The 20,098-nt window shown below is 72.0% G+C and carries 18 protein-coding genes; 13 read left to right on the plus strand and 5 right to left on the minus strand.

From position 1 onward, the window contains the following. Positions 1 to 252 precede the first annotated feature (252 nt). Positions 253 to 1,545, plus strand: a complete 1,293-nt coding sequence (locus IW249_RS14060; protein ID WP_231392525.1) for a multidrug effflux MFS transporter — start codon at positions 253 to 255, stop codon at positions 1,543 to 1,545. A 49-nt stretch (positions 1,546 to 1,594) separates the two neighbouring features. Here the strand turns inward: IW249_RS14060 and IW249_RS14065 are convergent, their stop codons facing one another. Then, positions 1,595 to 2,266 (minus strand): hypothetical protein, encoded by a 672-nt coding sequence (locus tag IW249_RS14065; RefSeq protein ID WP_196921165.1) that lies wholly within the window; start codon positions 2,264 to 2,266, stop codon positions 1,595 to 1,597. Positions 2,267 to 2,289: 23 nt separating this feature from the next. On the opposite strand from IW249_RS14065, the gene IW249_RS14070 reads away from it, so the two are divergent. Beyond that, positions 2,290 to 2,808, plus strand: coding sequence for an acyl-CoA thioesterase (locus IW249_RS14070; protein WP_196921167.1), 519 nt, complete (start codon positions 2,290 to 2,292; stop codon positions 2,806 to 2,808). Positions 2,809 to 2,951: 143 nt separating this feature from the next. Continuing rightward, the gene (locus IW249_RS14075; RefSeq protein WP_196921169.1) at positions 2,952 to 4,934 is read left to right on the plus strand and encodes an acetoacetate--CoA ligase; all 1,983 of its coding nucleotides are present in this window, start codon (positions 2,952 to 2,954) and stop codon (positions 4,932 to 4,934) included. A 207-nt stretch (positions 4,935 to 5,141) separates the two neighbouring features. On the opposite strand, the gene IW249_RS14080 is transcribed toward IW249_RS14075, so the two are convergent. Further along, positions 5,142 to 5,831, minus strand: a complete 690-nt coding sequence (locus IW249_RS14080; protein ID WP_196921170.1) for a TIGR03089 family protein — start codon at positions 5,829 to 5,831, stop codon at positions 5,142 to 5,144. Positions 5,832 to 5,985: 154 nt separating this feature from the next. Between IW249_RS14080 and IW249_RS14085 the strand changes: the two genes are divergently transcribed. Both IW249_RS14085 and IW249_RS14090 read left to right on the plus strand, forming a co-directional pair. Beyond that, positions 5,986 to 7,131, plus strand: coding sequence for a glycosyltransferase family 4 protein (locus IW249_RS14085; RefSeq protein WP_196921172.1), 1,146 nt, complete (start codon positions 5,986 to 5,988; stop codon positions 7,129 to 7,131). A 63-nt stretch (positions 7,132 to 7,194) separates the two neighbouring features. Continuing rightward, entirely contained in the window at positions 7,195 to 8,286 is a 1,092-nt protein-coding gene (locus IW249_RS14090) for a mannose-1-phosphate guanylyltransferase (RefSeq protein ID WP_196921174.1), read from the plus strand. Here IW249_RS14090 and IW249_RS14095 read toward each other — a convergent pair. After that, entirely contained in the window at positions 8,255 to 8,863 is a 609-nt protein-coding gene (locus IW249_RS14095; RefSeq protein ID WP_307788814.1) for an NUDIX hydrolase, read from the minus strand. The genes IW249_RS14090 and IW249_RS14095 overlap by 32 nt on opposite strands. A gap of 48 nt (positions 8,864 to 8,911) precedes the next feature. Here IW249_RS14095 and IW249_RS14100 point away from each other — a divergent pair, with 48 nt between their 5' ends. Both IW249_RS14100 and IW249_RS14105 read left to right on the plus strand, forming a co-directional pair. Next, positions 8,912 to 9,958: a hypothetical protein gene (locus IW249_RS14100; protein ID WP_196921176.1), complete on the plus strand. Its 1,047-nt coding sequence runs from the start codon at positions 8,912 to 8,914 to the stop codon at positions 9,956 to 9,958. A 278-nt stretch (positions 9,959 to 10,236) separates the two neighbouring features. Next, positions 10,237 to 11,235, plus strand: coding sequence for an ArsR/SmtB family transcription factor (locus IW249_RS14105; RefSeq protein ID WP_196921178.1), 999 nt, complete (start codon positions 10,237 to 10,239; stop codon positions 11,233 to 11,235). 112 nt (positions 11,236 to 11,347) lie between these two features. Here IW249_RS14105 and IW249_RS14110 read toward each other — a convergent pair whose 3' ends face one another. Together IW249_RS14110 and cofD are read right to left on the minus strand one after the other, a co-directional pair. Next, positions 11,348 to 12,433, minus strand: a complete 1,086-nt coding sequence (locus IW249_RS14110; RefSeq protein ID WP_196921180.1) for a coenzyme F420-0:L-glutamate ligase — start codon at positions 12,431 to 12,433, stop codon at positions 11,348 to 11,350. Next, the gene (cofD, locus tag IW249_RS14115; protein ID WP_196921182.1) at positions 12,430 to 13,377 is read right to left on the minus strand and encodes a 2-phospho-L-lactate transferase; all 948 of its coding nucleotides are present in this window, start codon (positions 13,375 to 13,377) and stop codon (positions 12,430 to 12,432) included. The genes IW249_RS14110 and cofD overlap by 4 nt, the downstream gene beginning before the upstream one ends. 98 nt (positions 13,378 to 13,475) lie before the next feature. On the opposite strand from cofD, the gene IW249_RS14120 reads away from it, so the two are divergent. From IW249_RS14120 to IW249_RS14145, 6 genes are all read left to right on the plus strand, one after another. Further along, positions 13,476 to 14,468 carry a hypothetical protein gene (locus IW249_RS14120; RefSeq protein WP_196921184.1) on the plus strand — a complete coding sequence of 331 codons (993 nt, stop codon included), beginning with the start codon at positions 13,476 to 13,478 and terminating at the stop codon, positions 14,466 to 14,468. A gap of 175 nt (positions 14,469 to 14,643) precedes the next feature. Next, positions 14,644 to 17,187: a bifunctional FO biosynthesis protein CofGH gene (locus IW249_RS14125; protein WP_196921186.1), complete on the plus strand. Its 2,544-nt coding sequence runs from the start codon at positions 14,644 to 14,646 to the stop codon at positions 17,185 to 17,187. 38 nt (positions 17,188 to 17,225) lie between these two features. Further along, on the plus strand, positions 17,226 to 17,504 hold the full coding sequence (locus tag IW249_RS14130; protein ID WP_196921188.1) for a hypothetical protein: 279 nt from the start codon (positions 17,226 to 17,228) through the stop codon (positions 17,502 to 17,504). A 51-nt stretch (positions 17,505 to 17,555) separates the two neighbouring features. Beyond that, positions 17,556 to 18,950, plus strand: coding sequence for a DUF4331 domain-containing protein (locus IW249_RS14135; protein WP_196921189.1), 1,395 nt, complete (start codon positions 17,556 to 17,558; stop codon positions 18,948 to 18,950). Positions 18,951 to 18,969: 19 nt separating this feature from the next. Continuing rightward, positions 18,970 to 19,299 (plus strand): phospholipase, encoded by a 330-nt coding sequence (locus IW249_RS14140; protein WP_196921190.1) that lies wholly within the window; start codon positions 18,970 to 18,972, stop codon positions 19,297 to 19,299. A 458-nt stretch (positions 19,300 to 19,757) separates the two neighbouring features. After that, positions 19,758 to 20,015: a WhiB family transcriptional regulator gene (locus IW249_RS14145; RefSeq protein ID WP_007455784.1), complete on the plus strand. Its 258-nt coding sequence runs from the start codon at positions 19,758 to 19,760 to the stop codon at positions 20,013 to 20,015. Positions 20,016 to 20,098: the final 83 nt, after the last annotated feature.

The following is a 20,098-nucleotide window of genomic DNA, read 5'->3' on the forward strand; positions in this document are numbered from 1 at the left end:
GTCACACACGGTGCGGCCGGGTGGGTCGGGGTGACTCCCCCCACACCGGGAACGTCGCCCGCCGCGGAGGTGTTGCCGAGCGAGAGGATCACCCTCGGATGATCGCCCCACCCGGCCACCCCCGCCACGACCCCTGCCTCGTCACGTCCAACGATGCCCACCGTCGGGCACCCACGCCATGCCGCCGCTCCCCGCGGTCCCGGTGACGCCCCGCGCCGCCGCGCGTGACGACGCACCCGCAGAGAGATCGAGATGATGAAGCAGCTGGTGGAGAAGACCGGACCCGATTCCGACGTCGCGCACGAGGTTCTGCCCGGCGACCTGATGACCAACCGTCAGCGGGCGCAGCTCGTCCTCGTGCTGGGCGCGTTGATCGCGATCGGCCCGTTGACCATCGACATGTACCTGCCCGCGCTGCCCGCCATCACGGCGGGCCTGCAGACCACCGAGACCGCTGTGCAGTTGACGCTGACCGGCACGCTGGTCGGCCTTGCGTTGGGCCAGTTGCTGATCGGGCCGCTCTCCGACGTGGTCGGGCGGCGGGTGCCGTTGCTGGCCGGGTTGGCCGCGCACATCGTGGCCTCCGTGCTGTGCGTCTTCGCGCCCAACATCGCGGTGCTCGGCGGGCTGCGCGTACTCCAGGGGCTCGGCGTCGCGGCGGCCACCGTGGTCGCGACGGCAGTGGTCCGCGACCTGTTCAGCGGGGCCTCCTTCGCCCGGATCTTCTCCCGGCTGATGCTCGTCATGGGCCTGGCGCCCATCCTCGCGCCCACGCTGGGCAGTGGCCTGCTGAGCTGGACCGACTGGCGGGGTGTCTTCGCGGCGTTGGCGGTGCTGGGCGCGTTGCTGATCGTCGTGGCCGCGGTCCGGCTCCCGGAGACCCTTCCGGTGGCGCGTCGGCGGCACGGTGGGGTGCGCGCCACAGTGCGCGACTACCGGGGACTGGTCAACGACCGGGCGTTCGTCGGCCTGGTGCTGGTCGCCGGGCTGGCAATGGCCGCCCTGTTCGCGTACGTCTCGGGTTCGTCGTTCGTGCTCCAGCAGGAGTACGGCCTCGACGAGCAGCAGTTCGGCATCGCCTTCGGGGCCGGGGCGGTGGGCCTGATCGGGGCCACCCAGTTCAACGTGCGGCTGCTGCGCCGCTGCACGCCGCAGCAGATCCTGGTCAGCGCCCTGATCGCCGGCACGGCGGCCGGCCTGCTGCTGGTCATGTTCGCGGCGACCGGCTTCGGTGGCCTGGGCACCCTGCTCGCGTCCCTGTGGCTGGTCCTGGCCGCCGCCGGCCTCGCCCTGCCGAACGCACCGGCGCTGGCCATGAGTCGGCACAGCGAGGCCGCTGGCACCGCCGCGGCGCTGCTCGGCGCGGTGCAGTTCGGCATCGGAGCGGTGTCGGCGCCACTGGCCGGTCTGTTCGGCACCGGGAGCGTACCGATGGCGATCGTCATCGCGGGCGGCATGGCCGCCGCGCTGATCGTCATGCTCCTCGTCGTACCCCGCGCCACCCTCGGCACTGTCGACAGCGACCTGGCGGTCGCGCTGCACTAGCCCGGAAGGGACGAAAGGGGCGGGCCGGTCCACCGGCCCGCCCCGACGATCAGCGGATCTCGGTGGTGTCCTCGGGGCGCGGCTGACCGCGCGGTGGGGCGGACCAGGGTGACTCGCCACCCACCCTGCGGGGCAACGGGTCGGTCGGTGTCGAGTCGGCCGGGTAACCCAGAGTGAGGGGCGCGGTGTCGCGCTCGGCGGGTGCGGGGGCCGGCCAGTCGGTCATTGTGAAGTCGTCGTCGCGGGGGCCTCCGTCCGACGCGGGGGTGGGTGCCGTGGTCGGCTCGGTCGCCGGGGTCGGCCACTGCCGCCAACGCTGTTGGCTGAACGTGGCCATCAGCAGCAGCAGGCCGATCAGGAAGAGCGTGCCGTTCTCCACGGGCAGCCGCAGCGGCAGTGGATCGCCGAACACCTTCCACTCGTGCGGGATCGCGTCCCGCACGGAGAAGGGCGCCACGAACATCCCGATGTACGGGGTGACCAGCAGCGCACCGGCCACCAACGGGCCCAGCGGTGAGAAGCGCAGCGTGCCGAGCAGGCCCAGCAGGACACCGCCGACACCGAGGTAGACGGCCGGCTCGATCAGGTTGGCGGTGTTGAACGTGCCGATCTCCACCCAGCGGTCGACCGTCCGGCTCGACCCGTCCTGCCCGAGTGTGACCAGCACCCAGGTGATGGGCGCCACCACCAGCCCGGCGAGGAAGCTCCAGAGATGTCGCATCCGCGCACCGTACCGTTTTCGCCATGACTGAGCACCTCTCCGCCGCTCCGAACGGCAAGCCGACGTCGTACTCGCGCGTCACTCTCAGCAAGATCATGACCGCGGTGGACGTGAACCTCTACGGCACCGTGCACGGCGGGGTTCTGATGAAGTTCGTCGACGACGTGGCCGGGGCCGCAGCCGCCCGGCACAGCGGCGGAACCGCGGTGACCGCGGCGATCGACGAGATCGTCTTCTCTGAGGCGGTCCGGGTCGGCGACCTGGTGCACGCGCACGCTCAGGTCAACTGGACCGGCCAGACCTCCATGGAGGTGGGTGTGCGGGTGGTCGCCGAGCGGTGGGACTCGGCCGAGGACGCGCCGGTCCGGGTGGCCACCGCGTACCTGGTGTTCGTCGGTGTGGACGTGGGTGGGGCGCCGCGGGTGGTCCGCCCGGTGCTGCCGGAGACGGCGGAGGACGAGCGCCGGTACCGGGAGGCGGAGATCCGCCGGGCGCACCGCCTCGCCCGCCGCCGCGCCATCCAGGCTCACCGCGCTGGCTGACCCACATGAGATGGCGGGGTGGAGTGTGGGTCGGGCACGCGTCGGTTGGCCTACCCGGTGCGCAGAATGGCGCTTCGAGGTAGGGCAAGATGGCGCCACGGCCCAGTCACAGTGTCGTGTCGGGCCAGGGGGAGGGTGGAGCAGTGGGTGACATGCTGTGGGCGCCGCCGGCGGACGTACGCGAGCGGTCCCGGATCGGCGCCTACCTGCGCTGGCTGCGGGAGCACCGCGGGTTGGACTTCGCCGACTACGACGCGCTGTGGCGCTGGTCCACCACCGACCTGGACGGGTTCTGGAGCTCGATCTGGGACCACTTCGAGGTGATCGCGCACACCCCGCCGACCGCCACCCTGGCCGAGCGGGGGATGCCCGGCGCCCGCTGGTTCCCCGGCGCCACGCTCAACTACGCCGAGAACGTGCTGCGGATGCCGGGGCGGGCCGACGACGACCCGGTGGTGATCTCACACGGGCAGACCCGAGCGCCGGTCACGCTGACCGCCGGGGAGCTGCGCGAGCAGGTCCGCCGGGTGTCGGCCGGGCTGCGCCGGCTCGGCGTCACCGCCGGTGACCGGGTGGCGGCGTACGCCCCGAACATCGCCGAGACGTACGTCCTGCTGCTGGCCACCGCCAGCCTGGGGGCGATCTTCTCGTCCTGCGCGCCCGAGTTCGGCACCCGCAGCGTCACCGACCGCTGGCAGCAGATCGAACCGACAGTGCTGGTCGCCGTGGACGGCTACCGGTACGGCGACAAGCCGGTGGACCGGCGTGCCGAGGTCGCCGCGATCCGGGCCGCCCTGCCGTCGCTGCGACACACCGTCAGCATCGGCTACCTCGACCCGGCCGGCCCCGCGCCCGAGGGCGCGTTGAGCTGGGCCGAGCTGGCCGCGCCCACCGACGAGCCGTCGACGTTCACGCCGGTGCCGTTCGACCACCCGCTCTACGTGCTCTACTCCTCGGGCACCACCGGGCTGCCCAAGCCGATCGTGCACGGCCACGGCGGCATCCTGCTGGAGCACCTGAAGATGCTCGCCCTGCACCACGACCTGGGCCCGGCCGACCGGTTCTTCTGGTTCACCACCACCGGTTGGATGATGTGGAACTTCCTGGTCTCCGGCCCGGCGGTGGGCGCGGCCATCGTGCTCTTCGACGGCAACCCAGGCCACCCGGACCTCGGCGGGCTGTGGCGGCTGGCGGCGCAGACCGGTACGACGTACTTCGGCACCTCCGCGCCGTACCTGCTGGCCTGCCGCAAGGCCGGGTTGGTCCCCCGGGACGTCGCCGACCTGTCGGCGCTGCGCGGTGTGGGTTCCACCGGCGCGCCGCTGCCCGCCGAGGGCTTCCGCTGGGTGTACGAGACCGTCGGCGACCACCTCCAGCTCCAGTCGCTCTCCGGTGGCACCGACGTGTGCACCGGTTTCGTCGGTGGGGTGCCGCTGCTGCCGGTGTACGCCGGTGAGATCGCCTGCCGGGCGTTGGGCGCCAAGGTGGAGGCCCGTTCCGCCGACGGCACCCCGGTCATCGGCGAGCTGGGCGAACTGGTGATCACCGAACCGATGCCGAGCATGCCGGTGGGCTTCTGGAACGACCCGGACGGCACCCGCTACCGCGAGGCGTACTTCGACGTCTACCCGGGCGTCTGGCGGCACGGTGACTGGATCACCATCAACGAGCGCGGTGGCTGCGTGATCACCGGGCGCTCCGACGCCACCCTCAACCGAGGCGGGGTACGCCTGGGCACCGCCGAGTTCTACTCGGTGGTGGAAGGGCTCGACGAGGTACTCGACTCGGTCGTCGTCCACCTGGAGGACGACGAGGGCGGCGCCGGTGAGCTGCTGCTCTTCGTGGTGCTGGCCGAGGGTCTGGAGTTGGACGACCCGATGCGCGCGAAGATCTGCCGTGAACTGCGGACGGCGCTCTCACCCCGGCACGTGCCCGACGAGATCCACCAGGTGCGTTCGGTGCCCCGTACCCTCTCGGCGAAGAAGCTGGAGGTGCCGGTCAAGAAGATCCTCACCGGCACCCCGCTGGACCAGGCGGCGGCCAAGGGCGCCCTGGCCAACCCCGAGTCCCTGACCGCCTTCGTCGCCCTGGCCCAGCGCCGAGCCACCGACAGCACGCCCGCCTGACAGCAACCGCGTGGCGGCGCGCTGGTGCGCGGGCCGGGCATGGCGAGAGTCGGGGCCATGGGCTGTCGCGACCCCTTTGCTCTGCTTCAACAGACGCAACAGTTTGGGTCTCGGAGCGTTGCGTCCGGTGAAGCAGAGCAAAGGGCGCTCACACCCATCGGCCCCCGACGCCGCCGGGCGCCCAACCGGACACGGCGGGCGGCCCGCTCAGGGGAGGGTGTGGGTGACCTTTTCGGTGGCCTGGCGGCTGGCCAGACGGGTCGGGTCGAGACTCCCGCAGAGGACCACTGTGGCGGCCCGGGTCAGCGGGGCCAGCAGCCAGTCGACCGGATCGGGGTGCCGGGCGGCGTCGATGAGGACCCGGGCGCCGGGGAGGATGCCCAGCTCGGTGGCGCGGGACTCGGCGCGGCCCAGCAGGTGCGCGTCGGAGGGGCCCGGGCCGGACTGCGGCGTGAAGTGGTCGCCGTGGCCGCGTACCTCGACGACGTAGTCGGCGAACCCCGGCGGCACCTGCCGTAGCGGGGCGGCGAGCGGGGCCAGCCCGAGCGCGTACCGCTCGTCGGCGGACCAGGACTGCGCCTCGTCGAACTGGTCGACGGCGGCGAAGAGTACCCCCACGTCGCCCGGCGTGTCGACCACGCTCAGCTTGGCCGACCAGCAGCCCAGCAGCACCGCAGCGGTCTGCCAGTGTGGCGGCAGCAGCACCCCGGCCGGAGTGCCCGGCGCGAGGCCGACCTCGTCGACGAGAAGGTTGGCGGTCTTCGCCACCCAGTTGGCCAGGGTGGCGCCGGAAAGTTCGGTGCGGTCGCCGGTGGCGTCGTCGTACCAGGTGAGCAGCGGTCGGGTCGGGTCGGTCGCGATCGCGTCGGCGAACACCCGGGCAATGTTGTCGGCCATCGGCGCGAACGATACGCCCCTGTGGGCCGTACTCGATGACGATGACAAGTCGGCGTACCGTCGGGTCGCAGTCAGCGTCGGCCCCGCGCCCCGGCGTAGGCTTGAGCCCCGGAGTGTTGTTCCCCACAGATCCGTCATTACAAGGAGTCGCCCCGTGACCGCCGGTCGCCCGCCCCGCGTGCTCATCGACGCCACGAGTGTCCCCGCCGACCGTGGTGGTGTCGGTCGATACGTCGACGGTCTGCTCGGTGCCCTCGGCAAGGTGTGCGGGTCGGGGGTGGAGCTGGCAGTGGTCAGCCTCCGCACCGACCTGGAGCGTTACACCCGCATGCTGCCCGGCGCGGAGATCATCCCCGCCCCGGCCGCCGTGGCGCACCGTCCGGCCCGGCTCGCCTGGGAGCAGACCGGCCTGCCGCTGCTCGCCCAGCAGGTCGGCGCGCAGGTGCTGCACTCGCCCTTCTACACCTGCCCGCTGCGGGCCGGGTGCCCGGTCACTGTCACCGTGCACGACGCGACGTTCTTCACCGAGCCGGAGCACTACGACAAGTCCCGCCGCACGTTCTTCCGCAGCGCCATCAAGACCTCGATGCGGCGCGCCAACCGGGTGATCGTGCCCAGCAAGGCCACCCGTGACGAGCTGATCCGGCTGCTCGACGCCGACCCGACCCGCATCGACGTGGCCTACCACGGCGTCGACCAGGCTGCCTTCCACGCTCCCACCGAGGAGGAGAAGGCCCGGGTGCGCGCGCGTCTGGGGCTGGGCAACAGCAGCTACGTCGCCTTCCTCGGGGCCAAGGAGCCGCGGAAGAACGTGCCCAACCTGATCCGTGGGTGGGCGCGGGCGGTGGCCGACCGGGTCGACCCGCCGGCCCTGGTGATCGCCGGTGGGCAGGGGCACGACGAAGACATCGACCGGGCGGTGGCCGAGGTCCCGTCGCACCTGCGTCTGCTGCGTCCCGGTTACCTGCGCTACGCCGACCTGCCGGGTTTCCTCGGCGGTGCCCTGGTCGCCGCGTACCCGTCCTACGGCGAGGGGTTCGGGCTGCCGATCCTGGAGGCGATGGCGTGCGCCGCCCCGGTGCTGACCACGCCCCGGCTCTCGCTGCCCGAGGTGGGCGGCGACGCGGTCGCGTACACCTCGGAGGACCCGGAGCAGATCGCCACCGACCTGGCCGCCCTGCTCGACGACGAGCAGCGGCGGTTGTCGCTGGCGAAGGCCGGGTTCGACCGGGCCAAGGAGTTCACCTGGGAGTCCAGCGCCGAGGTGCACATCGCCGCATGGAGTCGCGCCCGCTCCTGACCGCCAGTGCCGCTGCCGGTGACCCGTGCCACTTCCTGCAGGTACGTCGGGCATGATGTGCGGATGCTCTATGCGGTCATTCCGGCAGGTGGCAGTGGCACGAGGTTGTGGCCGTTGTCCCGCGCTGGCCATCCCAAGTTCCTCCATCCACTGACCGGCACCAGCGCCTCGCTGCTCCAGGCGACAGTGGAACGGCTCGCGCCGCTGACCACACCGGATCGGACCCTTGTGGTCACCGGTGCCGCGCACGTCGCGGCGGTGGCCCGGCAGTTGACCGTGCTGCCGGAGGAGAACATCCTGGTCGAGCCCTCTCCCCGGGATTCCTGCGCGGCGATCGCGTTGGCCGCCGCGGTGATCGCGGCGCGCGACCCGAACGCGGTGATGGGCAGCTTCGCGGCCGACCACCTGATCCGCGACCCGGACAGCTGGGTCTGCACGGTCCAGGAGGCGGTCCGCGGCGCCGAGCAGGGCATGCTGATGACCGTTGGCATCACCCCGACCCGCGCGGAGACCGGCTACGGCTACCTGGAGACCGGCGATCCGACCGAGGGTGTGCCGTGGCGGCCGGTGGCCGAGTTCAAGGAGAAGCCGGCCACCGAGGTCGCCGAGGCGTACGTCCGTTCGGGCCGGCACCTGTGGAACGCCAGCATGTTCGTGTGGCGGGTCGACGTCTTCCTCGCCGAGCTGGCCCGCCAGCAGCCGGCGCTGCACGCCGGTGTCGCGGCGATCGCCGCCGCCTGGGGCACCCCGGAGCAGGACGAGGTCCTGGGCGCGATCTGGCCGACCCTGCCGAAGATCTCCGTCGACTACGCGGTCATGGAGGGCGCGGCCACGGCGGGTCGCGTCGCGACGGTGCCGGGCGACTTCGGCTGGAACGACGTCGGTGACTTCCACACCCTCGGCGACGTGCTGCCCGCCGACGAGGCGGGCAACGTGGTGCTCGGCACGGAGGCCAAGCCGGGTGTGCTGCTGCGGGACAGCAGCAACCTCGTGGTCGTGCCGCAGTCGGGTCGGTTGGTGGCCGTCCTCGGTCTGCGCGACCTGATCGTGGTGGACACCCCGGACGCGGTGCTGGTCTGCCCACGTGACCGGGCGCAGGACGTCAAGTCCCTGGTCGACGAGCTCAAGGAGCGAGGCGAAGAGGGCTACGTCTGAGGGCGGCGAGGGCCGGTGCGACCAGTTGCACGGTCCCGCTGGCCAGCGGCTCGGGCAGCTGGTCCGTCGGGAACCAGCCCAGCGCCTCGGCCTCGTCGCTGACCTGCTCCACCGCCGACGGCGGGGCGAGCACGGCGAACCGGACGTCGTAGTGCGCCGAGCCGCCCTGACACTGCACCTGGTGCACGTCCACGTCGATCGGCACCGGGTCGATGTGCAGGCCGGCGATTCCGGACTCCTCGGTGGCCTCGCGGAGCGCGGCGGCGACCAGGGTCTGGTCGGTCGGCTCGCAGTGCCCGCCGAGCTGCACCCAACGCCCGAACTTGACGTGCAGGCAGAGCAGCACCCGGGAGCCGGTGGAGTCCAGCACCAACGCGCTGGCGGTGACGTGCCCCGGGCGGTGTTGCCGGCTCATCGCGACCGGGCCGGCGGTGAGCAGCGCGAGGGTCCGGTCCCGCGCGCTGGCCGCATCCGGGCTGGTGGGCTGCCAGCCCTCCAGCAACGCTGTGGCGTCGGCGTGCAGCGCCGCGTACGCCTCGGCGTCGGTCGTCTGGCCGTTCGGGCTGGTGATCACGATGTCAGGCACCCCGCCACTGTACGAGCGTGTGCTCCGTACGCTGGCGCGGTGACCTTGCGACTCGTCGAATTCGTGGTGGCCGGTAACGAGGCCAGCGATCTGTTGCCGGTGCGGTCGGCGGCGCTGCTGCGCGCGTACGGTGCCCGAAGGGGCTTCTGGACGGTGCTGGACGAGGGGCCGGTGGAGCGCTGCCTCGCACTGCTGCTGGAGCGCGTTGACGGCGAGTGGACGGACCTGCACGTGCGGGCGGATGCCGGTGTGGAGAACGGGCGGACCGAGGACGGGGAGGCGCTGGCCCACCACGACGGCTGGGTGTACGTCTTCGGCTCCCACTTCGGCTCGAAAGCTGGTCCGCTGCGACCTCGGCGCGCCTTCGTGGCCCGGTTCCGGGAGGACGACGCGGCCACCGGGCCGGTGCCGGTGCACGTGGTGCGCAACTCGTTCCGACTGCACCGGGCGGTGAACGACGCCCTGGCCGCGTCCCCGTTCACCCTCCTGCCGGCGGGGGAGCGGGTGCGGGAACGGTTCATCGTGGAGACGCTGGCGCGGGGGACCGCCCGGGAGAAGAGCTGGGTGAGTCGGCTGGCCCCGGACGACCTGCCGTTGAACGTGGAGGCGGCGGCCTTCACCCCGGCCGGGACGGTGCTGCTCGGGCTGCGTTTCCCGGTCACCGACGCCGGTGAGCCGATCCTGGTCGAGGTGGCCGGTGTGCCGGGCATGTTCACGGCCGACCCGACGTGGCCGCGGGCGGTGGGGGCGTACGTGTTGACCGGGGTCACCCCGCCGGGGCAGCTGACCGGCTTCCGCGCGATCACCCCGACGGTGGACGGCGGGTACGCGGCCGTGATCGGCTCGATCGACGCGCTGGGCAAGGGGTCGGTCCTGCTCGACGACCACCCGGGTGGGGGTGAGGTCACCTCCCGGCACGTCCGTTTCCGGCTTCCCGCCGGCGAGACCGGCGAGGAGCGTCGGCTCGTCGGGGAGGAGGTGGCGGACCTGGCGCCGTTCCATCACGTCGAGGGGGTGGCGGAGCTGGACGGGCGACCGTTCTACGTCACCGACGAGGACCATCGGGTCGCGCTCTGGGTCGGCTGAGTCGGCGCGGGGGGCGGATGACCGGACGGCACCTCCGCGGACCAAGGGCCGCAGACCCTCGTGGTGCCGTCCGATCACCGGGGCCTCCCCGGTCCCGGTGCCCCGGCAGCGCGGGCGTCCAGGACGCGCGGCGCCGTGTTCGGGCATGGGAAGCATGCCGAACCGGCCCCGGAGGCGTCGAGGTTTTTCAGTCCAGGCTTAAAGATGGAGATTACTGCCGGCCAGGTAGAGTCGAACGGTCATCCGGCATCCCCCTGCCGGCGACACGGGAGCGCTCCATGCTGAAGATCCACTTTTCTGGGGAGGACATCCTCCGAACCCGGGTGGCGCCGGCGGCGGACCCGGTCTGGGAGCTGGTCCTCAGCCTGCACGTGCTGCGCGGCCGCAGCCGCGACCCGTTGACGGCCAACTGGCGGCGCACCGTGGCCCGGGATCTGCGCCAGGACTCCGCCTCGGAGCAACTCCGCCTGCTCTTCGCGTTGAACCCACCGCGTGGCTACTTCCCCGACTTCCTCACCCCGTACGCCAGCGTCGAGGGCTTCGAGGCCGGGCTGGACGCGCTGCGCCGTACGCCCGCCGAGCTGCTGCACCGCGACCTGAGCGTGCTGGCCGCCGAGAATCAGCTGCCCTCCTCGGCGGCCGCGCTGGCCCGGGGTGAGGCGTCGGCGCTGCACCACCTGGCCGACTCGATGGAGCAGTACCGGTCCCTGGCGATCAGCCCGTACTGGAGTCGGATCCAGGCCGCGGTGGCGGCGGACCGCGCCCGGCGGGCGCGGGCGCTGCTCGACGGCGGTGTCGAGGGCCTGCTCACCAGCCTCCGACCGGCGATGCGCTGGGAGAGCGGGGTGCTGGAGGTCCGCAGTTATCCGCACAGCCGGGAGCTGCACCTGGACGGCCGTGGGTTGCTGCTGGTGCCGTCGTTCTTCTGCGCGGCCACCCCTGTCGCACTGCTCGACCCGGCGCTGCCACCGGTGCTGGTCTACCCGGTGGACCGGCTGGGCGCGCTGGTGTCGCCCGACGCCGGCGGCGGGTCCGCGTCCGGTGCCGCCCGCGAGTCACTCGCCGCGCTGCTGGGCCGAACCAGGGCGGCGGTGTTGCAGGCCAGCGACGAGGGCTGCACCACCGGCGAGGTCGCCCGCCAGCTCAACATCTCACCGGCGGCGGCGAGCCAGCACGCCACTGTGCTGCGCAACGCTGGCCTGCTGGTCAGCCACCGCGAACGCAACAGCGTGCTGCACACGTTGACCCCGCTGGGCCGGGCCATGCTTGACGCGTGACCCGGCCGTTCCACACCGGGCGGGGCCGCGGCGTGCGCCGGGCTTCGGAGCGTGCGCTGGGCTTCAGGGCGCTCGCCGGGCTTCAGAGCGCGAGCGCGGCGCTCGCCGGGCTTCAGAGCGCGAGCGCGGCGCTTGCCGGGCTGCCGGGCGGTGGCGGCAGCAGGGTCGACCCGACGCCCTCGGCGGCCAGGGCGGCGCGCAGCCGGTGCAGGTCGGCGCCGAAGCGGACCAGCCCGATCGGCTCGACGGGTGTCGGGGCCGAGCCGAGCAGCAGGGCGGCGCCGTCCGGCCAGCCGGGCATCTCGGCGACCAGGCCGGCGCGTACCTCGGCCTCGTCGACCACTGTGAAGACAGTGCCGGGGGCGACCACCTCGGCGACCGCGTCGATCGCCCGTCGCACCGCGCCCAGGTCGGCCGGCGTCGGGCCGGGACCGTCGGCCAGGGTGGCGGCGTCGGACAGCCCGGCGGCGCGGGCCTCGGCGGTACCGAGTGAGAACAGGTCCTGTGCCGCGTCGCGGATCAGCGCCCGCGCGCCACCGGCGTCGTCCGAGTCGGTGGCGGGCAGGTAGCCCCGCACCACAGCGACGGGCACCTGATCGCACTTGCCCTTGATCAGCTCGCCGGCGCCCGCCAGCTCGTCCACCACGGCCATCTGGGTCAACTGCAACTCGTTGCCGTACGGGTCGATCTCGCCCCGGTGGTCGCGGATGGCCGGCATCCCGGCCACGCCGAGCGCCACGTCGGTGAGTCCGTTGCGCCAGGGCCGACCCATCGTGTCGCTGATGATCACGGCCAGGTCCAGGTCGTAGCGTTCCCGCAGCGCGTCCCGCAGAGCCCGCGCCGAGGCATCCGGGTCGACAGGCAGCAGCACCAGCTGGGTCTTGTCCACGTTCGACGCGTCGATCCCCGCCGAGGCCATCACGAAGCCGTGATGGGTCTGCACGATCCGGGTCGCACCCCGGCTGGCGACCACCCGGGCGGTCTCACCGGCCAGGACGTCGTCCCGTGCGGCCAGCCGTTCCGGCCCGTCCGCCGGCACGTCGACCAGTCGCCCCTCCGCCTTGGAAACGATCTTGCTGGTCACCACCAGCACGTCGCCGTTGCGCAGCCACGGCGCGGCGGTCGCGATCACCGCGGCCAGGTCGTCGCCCTCGGTCACGTGGCCGATGCCGAGCACCGGCAGAATCTCCAGCCTCACGTCAACTCCACCGCGGCGCGGACCATGGCCGCCGTCGCCGCCTCGTCGGTCATCCGCAGCGGCACCGCGCGGACCGTCACCTCGGGCACAACAGTGCCCGCGTCCTCCTCGGCCACCAGCCAACCGTCGAGCAGACCGCCGCTGGCCCTGCCGCCGTAGAGGCGACCCACCCCCGCCGCGCTGCACTCGACACCGAGCACTGCCAGACAACGGTCGGCCATCCCCCGTACCGGGGCGCCGCCGATGATCGGGGAGACACCCACCACCGGCGCCGGGCCGTCCGCCACGGCCTCACGCAGCCCCGGTACGGCCAGCACCGGCGCGACGCTCACCACCGGGTTGCTCGGTGCGATCAGCACCAGGTCGGCCGAGGCGATCGCGTCCAGCACCCCGGGTGCCGGCTTCGCCGTCTCCGCGCCGACGAACACGAACCGCTGAGTGGGGATGTCGGCCCGGTACCGCACCCACCACTCCTGGAAGTGGATCGCCCGCTGACCCTCGTCGTCGTCGACCACGGCATGGGTCTCCAGACGGTCGTCCGTCGCCGGCAACAGGCGTACGCCCGGCTCCCAGCGGCTGGCCAACGCCTCGGTGACCGCGCTCAACGGGTAACCGCCGTTGAGCATGGTGCTGCGGACCAGGTGGGTGGCGATGTCCTTGTCACCGAGGCCGAACCAGGTCGGCTGTGCCCCGTACGCGGCCAACTCCTGCTTGACGGTCCAACTCTCGCCGACCCGACCCCAGCCCCGTTCCGGGTCGGCGCCCCCACCGAGCGTGTACATCACGCTGTCCAGGTCGGGGCAGATCTTCAACCCGTGTAACCACAGGTCGTCGCCGACGTTGACCACGGCGGTCACCTCCGCGCCGACGTCACGGGCGTACGCCCGGACCCCGAGCAGGAACCGGGCGCCGCCGATGCCGCCGGCCAGAACCACGATGCGCATGTCGACCATCCTCGCGCACGTGACGCCTCCGATCCGTGGGTGGCCCGCGAGACTAGGCTCACGTGCACCCTGTCCGTTGATGCCCCGAGGGGGAACTCGTGACCAGCCCCGCCGAGCCCGCGTCCGCCGACGCGTCGCAGGCCCGCCAGCTGACCAAGCCACTACGGGAGCTCGCCGCGCTCGCGCTGCTTGGTGCCAACGCCGTGTTCCTCTTCGTGGGCCTGCTCCGGCTGATCGCCCCGAACGACTACAGCTCCTTCACCGACCGGGCGGGCAGCGCCTTCTACGCGTTCATCGGGGTGGAGGCGGTGGGTCTGCCACTGCTGGCGGTGCTGCTGGCCACGCACATCTCGCCGGTGCTGGCGAAGGCGAAGCTGATCACGCAGGCAGCTGTCGTCGAGTACGCGGTCAGCGCCCTGTTCGGCACGCTGACCATGCTGATCTGGACGGTGGGCCGACTGGCCGAGGCCGAGGTGCTCGACGCGCTGCTCGGTGTGCTCACCCGGTTCGCCTGGATGGTGATCTTCGCGGTCGCCGCCTGGGTGGTCTACACCATCTGGCGCGCCCACTACTACGTGCCGCGACCCAAGCCCCAGCCGGGCGTCTACGGCCAGCCGCAGCCGGGCTGGCCGCAGCAGCAGGGTGGGTGGCCGGCCCCGGGTCAGCCCGGCGGCCAGCCGCAGGGTGGATGGCCCGCCCCCGGCCAGCCGGGCGGCTACCCGCAGGCGGGTGGTTACCCGCAGGCCGGCCAGTACGGCCAGCCGTCGCCGCCGTTCCAGGCACCGCAGTCCGCGCCGCCGTTCCAGGCACCGCAGTCGGCTCCGCCGCACCCGCAGTCCGTGCCGCCGTTCCAGGCACCGCAGTCCGCGCCGCCGTTCCCGCAGTCCGGGCCCCCGGCGAACCCCGCCCCGCAGTCGGCGCCGCCGTCCCCGGCCGCGCCGCCGTTCGGGCAGCCGCCGTCGGCCGACCCCACTCAGGCCATTCCGCGTCAGTCCGCCGACCCGACCGAGGTCATCTCCCACCCCACCGACCCGGACACCGACCGGACCCAACACATCAAGCCCAACGACCACCCCGACCAGCCCCGCTGAGTCCGCACCGGTAGATCTTGGACACTTTCCGTTCCGAGTTGACGGAAAGTGTCCAAGATTGCCAGCTGCGGGAGGTGTGAACGGCCTGGCGGCGCTGCCGCGATCGTTCAGTGCCGTTTCCCACGGTGGGGCTGGGGGCGGTGGGCCAGGCTCGCACTGCGCATAGGGTGAGTGGATGGTTGATCGCACCCACTCCGGCCCGAGCGATGCGAGCGTGCGGCGGGCCCTGGGCCGGGCCGCGAACGGGCGGGCGCTGGATGTCGACGAGGCGACCGCGCTGCTCGCCGCCCGCGGAGACGCGCTCGACGAACTGCTCCGGATCGCCGGTGGGATCCGCGACGCCGGGCTGCGGGACGCCGGGCGGCCGGGTGTGGTCACGTACTCCAAGAAGGTCTTCATCCCGCTGACCCGGCTCTGCCGGGACCGCTGCCACTACTGCACCTTCGCCACAGTGCCGCACCGGCTGCCGGCGCCGTTCCTGGACCGCGACGAGGTCCTCGCGATCGCCCGGGCCGGTGCCGCGCAGGGTTGCAAGGAGGCGCTGTTCACCCTTGGCGACCGGCCGGAGGAACGGTGGCCGGCGGCCCGGACCTGGTTGGACGAACGCGGCTACGACTCGACCCTGGACTACCTGCGCGCCTGCGCGGTCGCGGTGCTGGAGGAGACGGGTCTGCTGCCGCACCTCAACCCCGGGGTGCTGTCCTGGTCGGAGCTGCAACGGCTCAAGCCGGTCGCGCCGAGCATGGGCATGATGCTGGAGACGACCGCTACCCGGCTCTGGTCCGAGCCGGGTGGCCCGCACTTCGGCTCACCGGACAAGGAGCCGGCGGTCCGGTTGCGGGTGCTCGAGGACGCGGGCCGGGTCGGGGTGCCGTTCACCACCGGCATCCTGATCGGCATCGGGGAGACCCCGGCGGAGCGGGTGGACGCGCTCTTCGCGATCCGCCGTGCCCACCGGGAGTACGGCCACCTCCAGGAGGTGATCGTGCAGAACTTCCGCGCCAAGCCGGACACGGCGATGCGCGGCATGCCGGACGCGGAGCTGCACGACCTGGCCGCCACTGTGGCGGTGGCCCGGTTGCTGCTCGGCCCGAAGGCCCGGATCCAGGCCCCGCCGAACCTCATCGCCGGCGAGTACGACCTGCTGCTGCGCGCCGGCATCGACGACTGGGGCGGCGTCTCCCCGCTGACTCCCGACCACGTCAACCCGGAGCGGCCCTGGCCGCAGATCGACGAGTTGGCCCGGCACACCGAGTTGGCCGGGTTCACGCTGCGGGAGCGGCTGACGATCTACCCGGAGTACGTGCGGGCGGGCGACCCGTGGCTCGACCCACGGCTGTTGCCGCACGTCGGTGCCCTGGCCGACCCGGCGACGGGCATGGCGGTCGAGTCGGCGATGCCGCAGGGACGACCGTGGCAGGAGCCGGAGGAGGTGTTCGGCGGGCGGGTCGACCTGCACGCCACCATCGACACCACCGGCCGCACCGACGACCGGCGCGGCGACTTCGACAGCGTCTACGGCGACTGGTCCGAGGTCGCCGGCAAGGTCACCCCGGAGGCGACCGCGCGCCGTGCGGGCGTACCCGTGGCACCGGCCGGGAGTGGTGCGGACCGTGACCTGGCGGCCGGGCTCAAGCTGGCCGCCGACGACCCGGCGGCGCTGCTCGACCCCCGGCACACCGACGCCGCGCTGGCGCTGTTCGGGGCGGACGGGCCGGCGCTCGACGAGTTGTGCCGCCTCGCCGACGACGTGCGTCGCGCGGCGGTCGGCGACGACGTCACCTACGTGGTCAACCGCAACATCAACTTCAGCAACGTCTGCTACGTGGGCTGCCGGTTCTGTGCCTTCGCGCAGCGTGAGCGGGACGCCGACGCGTACCGGCTCTCGGTGGAGCAGGTCGCGGATCGGGCCGAGCAGGCGTGGGCGGCCGGTGCCAGCGAGGTGTGCCTCCAGGGTGGCATCGACCCGAAGATGCCGGTCACCGGGTACGCCGACATCGTGCGCGCCATCAAGGCCCGGGTGCCCGAGATGCACGTGCACGCGTTCTCGCCCATGGAGATCGTCACCGCCGCCGCGAAGGCCGGGGTGCCGGTGCGTGAGTGGTTGCTCCAACTGCGCGAGGCCGGGCTGGACACCATCCCGGGCACCGCCGCCGAGATCCTCGACGACGACGTGCGCTGGGTGCTGACCAAGGGCAAGCTCCCGGCCGCCGCCTGGGTCGAGGTGGTCAGCACCGCCCACGAGCTGGGCATCCGGTCCAGCTCCACGATGATGTACGGCCACGTCGACCATCCCGGGCAGTGGCTGGCGCACTTCCGGGTGCTGGCCGGGGTGCAGGACCGTACGGGCGGGTTCACCGAGTTCGTGGCGCTGCCGTTCGTGCACACCAATGCGCCGATCTATCTGGCGGGTATCGCCCGGCCCGGGCCGACCTGGCGGGAGAACCGGGTGGTGCACGCCATGTCCCGGTTGCTGCTGCACGGCCGGATCGACAACATCCAGTGCTCGTGGGTGAAGCTCGGCGACGAGGGCACAGTCGCGATGCTCCAGGGCGGCTGCAACGACCTCGGGGGCACGCTGATGGAGGAGACGATCTCCAGGATGGCCGGTTCCGACAACGGGTCGGCGCGTACCGAGGAGCAGTTGCGGGCCATCGCGAAGGCCGCCGGCCGTCCGGCGCGCAAGCGTTCGACTGCGTACGGTCACGCCCGGCCCTGACGTCGAACCTTTCCCCGCCACCGGCCGTACCACGCGGCATGACCAGTGATCAGCGGAAGCGGCAGTGGCCGCGACTGACCCGCCGGCAGACGTTGACCGCCGCGGCCAGCGCCACCCTCGGCGCCGCCGCGCTCACAGTGCCGGGCCTGTCGGCCGCGCAGAACGCCCCCGGCGCGGCCGGTCGAGCCGACGAACCGATCGTCGTGCACCTGCGTGACGCCGACTCCGGAACGATGGACGTCTTCGTCGGTGAGACGCGGATCGAGGTACGCGACCGCGGCCTGGCGGACCGGTTGCGGCGCGCCGCCCGGCGCTGACCCGACCCTCCGCCCCGCCATCCTGTCCCCGCCCAGTGAGGTTGGTCAGTCATGTCTTCCCACCGCGAGGCCCCGGAGATAGCCAAGGATCCGGTCGCCGACAGCTCCGACCTGTACGCGTTCGTCAGCCCCGACAAACGCGACACTGTCACGTTGATCGCCAACTATGTGCCGTTGCAGCTCCCTTCCGGGGGCCCGAACTTCTTCGAGTTCGGCGACGACGTGCGGTACGAGATCCATATCGACAACGACGGCGACGGTCGTCCAGATGTCACCTACCGGTTCGAATTCACCACCGAGATCACCAACCCGAACAGTTTTCTCTACAACACCGGGCCGATCGATTCGCTGGACAGCAAGAACTGGAACCGGCGGCAGTTCTACAGCCTGACCCGGGTGGCCGACGGCCGCGAGCACCGGCTGGCGCACAAGCTGGCCTGCCCGCCGTGCAACGTCGGCCCGCTGTCCACCCCGAAGTACGCCGACCTGGTGCGACAGGCGACCTACTCGCTCTCCACAGGGGAGCGGGTGTTCGCCGGGCAGCGCGCCGACGGGTTCTTCGTCGACCTCGGGGCGATCTTCGACCTCGGCACGTTGCGGCCGTTCCAGCAGCTGCACGTCGCCGGGAAGAAGATCTTCAAGGCCGAGGGGGACCCGGTCAACGCCACCGACCGGATGAACGTGCACAGCATCGCGGTGCAGGTGCCGCTGGAGCGGGTGCGCCGGCGCGCCAACCGGTACGGCGCCGGCGACCGGGCGTCGGTGATCGGGGTGTGGACGTCGGCGTCGCGTCGGCAGGTGCGGGTACTCGGTGACCGGGGTGGGGCGGACACCTCCACCGGCCCGTTCACCCAGGTCTCGCGGTTGGGAAATCCACTGTTCAACGAGGTCATCGTGCCGATGTCCAAGAAGGACCTGTGGAACTCGCTGCCCCCGTCGGAGGACAAGCGGTTCGCCCAGTTCGTCGAGCAGCCGGAGCTGGCCGCGTTGCTGCCGGCGCTCTACCCGGACGTCTTCCCCAACCTGGACAAGCTCACCAAGGCCAAGAAGGCCCGAGCCGACCTGGTGGCGATCCTGCTCACCGGCGTGCCGGCCGGGCTGATCGACGGCTTCACCAACGCCACCGGCGACGTGCAGGCCGACATGCTGCGACTGAACACCGCTATCCCGCCGACCAGGCGTCCGGACCGGTTCGGGGTGCTCGGCGGGGACCTGGCCGGGTTCCCGAACGGGCGACGGGTCGGTGACGACGTGGTCAGCATCGCGTTGCGGGCGATCGCCGGGGTCACCGTCCCGCTGGTGGACAAGACGTTCGAACCGGACGCGGCGGCCGCCGCTGTCACCCCGGGGCTGAGCGCCGCCGACGTGACAGCGCCGTTCCTCGGAAACTTCCCCTACCTGGGTACGCCGTACGACGGGTTCAACAACCCGCCGGCGGGGTCCTGATCGGCGCGGGGGCGAGCGGATGCACGAGCACACGTACGGGCCGTCGGAGACCGGGAGCGTCGTCCTCGATCTGGGCGGCGACACCGGTGCCCTGATCGTCTACACGGGTCGTGATCTGCACGGCCGGGAGATTGAGATCAGTCGCGACGATGATCGGCGGGTGCACTCGGCGGTGCGCGAGCGCCGGGTGCGGGACGGCTCGTTCCACAGTGCGGTCTATCCGGATCTGCCAAGCGGGATCTATACCGTCTGGTGGGACGACCGTACGCCCGCCGGCACGATTTCTGTCCATGGTGGAGCGATAGCCGAGTTTGCCTGGCCCAGCAGCGGTTTTGGGGTCGCTGGCTGACCTCGACGCATCGGTTTCACCGCCGCGCCCCGTCCACATTGTGGACGGGGCGCGAGTGCTGTCCACGGCTCGACGGGCGGTCTGCGCCGCGCCGCGTTAACCTGTCCCCCACCAAGATCAGCTTAGGGGTGGAGGTCTCTGGTGCCGTCCGGTCGGCGACTCTTCGGGGAAGCGCCACGGCAGAAAAGTCGGGCAACTCGCCGGAGAGGGCGTTACTCGGCCGGGGTCTGAATCGATAGGGCAGGTTGCGAGGCTGGACGGCCCGAGTGGCCGGCCGGGGGTGTCGGGAGGGCGACTCCATTATCAAGTTTGGCTTGACGGCGCACGCATTACACGCGTGTAATTTGAATGGGGTTGTTCGCACGGAACGCAACAAAACGGGACCGGACGGACAAGCACGCCTTTCGCGTGGGGGGTTGCAGCGGCGATGACGCCGGTGCGCGACAAGGAGGCATTTGATGGACGGCCAGCTTGAGGTGGCCGACCTGCTCGGAAACGCGCCGGAGTGGCAGGAGCGGGCGTTGTGCTCGCAGACCGACCCCGAGGCGTTCTTTCCCGAGAAGGGCGGCTCGACCCGCGAGGCGAAGCGGATCTGTTCGCGTTGCGAGGTCAAGACCGAGTGCCTTGAATACGCTCTCGGGCACGACGAGCGGTTCGGCATCTGGGGTGGGCTCTCCGAGCGGGAGCGGCGCAAGTTGAAGCGGCGGGCCGCCTGAGCGGTGCAGGTCTGGGCCGGGGGGCCCGCCTGGGCGGTGTGAGGTCGAGGCGGTGGGGGCCGCCCGACTCTCCGCTCGGGGGT

The sequence above is a fragment of the Micromonospora vinacea genome, assembly GCF_015751785.1.
Taxonomy (GTDB): domain Bacteria; phylum Actinomycetota; class Actinomycetes; order Mycobacteriales; family Micromonosporaceae; genus Micromonospora; species Micromonospora vinacea.

Coding starts and splice junctions, on each gene's coding strand:
- IW249_RS14140 (WP_196921190.1), top strand. CDS start 18,970: ATGCACGAGCACACGTACGGGCCGTCGGAGACCGGGAGCGTCGTCCTC.
- cofD (WP_196921182.1), bottom strand. CDS start 13,377: ATGCGCATCGTGGTTCTGGCCGGCGGCATCGGCGGCGCCCGGTTCCTG.
- IW249_RS14060 (WP_231392525.1), top strand. CDS start 253: ATGATGAAGCAGCTGGTGGAGAAGACCGGACCCGATTCCGACGTCGCG.
- IW249_RS14090 (WP_196921174.1), top strand. CDS start 7,195: ATGCTCTATGCGGTCATTCCGGCAGGTGGCAGTGGCACGAGGTTGTGG.
- IW249_RS14105 (WP_196921178.1), top strand. CDS start 10,237: ATGCTGAAGATCCACTTTTCTGGGGAGGACATCCTCCGAACCCGGGTG.
- IW249_RS14135 (WP_196921189.1), top strand. CDS start 17,556: ATGTCTTCCCACCGCGAGGCCCCGGAGATAGCCAAGGATCCGGTCGCC.
- IW249_RS14145 (WP_007455784.1), top strand. CDS start 19,758: ATGGACGGCCAGCTTGAGGTGGCCGACCTGCTCGGAAACGCGCCGGAG.
- IW249_RS14065 (WP_196921165.1), bottom strand. CDS start 2,266: ATGCGACATCTCTGGAGCTTCCTCGCCGGGCTGGTGGTGGCGCCCATC.
- IW249_RS14130 (WP_196921188.1), top strand. CDS start 17,226: ATGACCAGTGATCAGCGGAAGCGGCAGTGGCCGCGACTGACCCGCCGG.
- IW249_RS14070 (WP_196921167.1), top strand. CDS start 2,290: ATGACTGAGCACCTCTCCGCCGCTCCGAACGGCAAGCCGACGTCGTAC.
- IW249_RS14125 (WP_196921186.1), top strand. CDS start 14,644: ATGGTTGATCGCACCCACTCCGGCCCGAGCGATGCGAGCGTGCGGCGG.
- IW249_RS14080 (WP_196921170.1), bottom strand. CDS start 5,831: ATGGCCGACAACATTGCCCGGGTGTTCGCCGACGCGATCGCGACCGAC.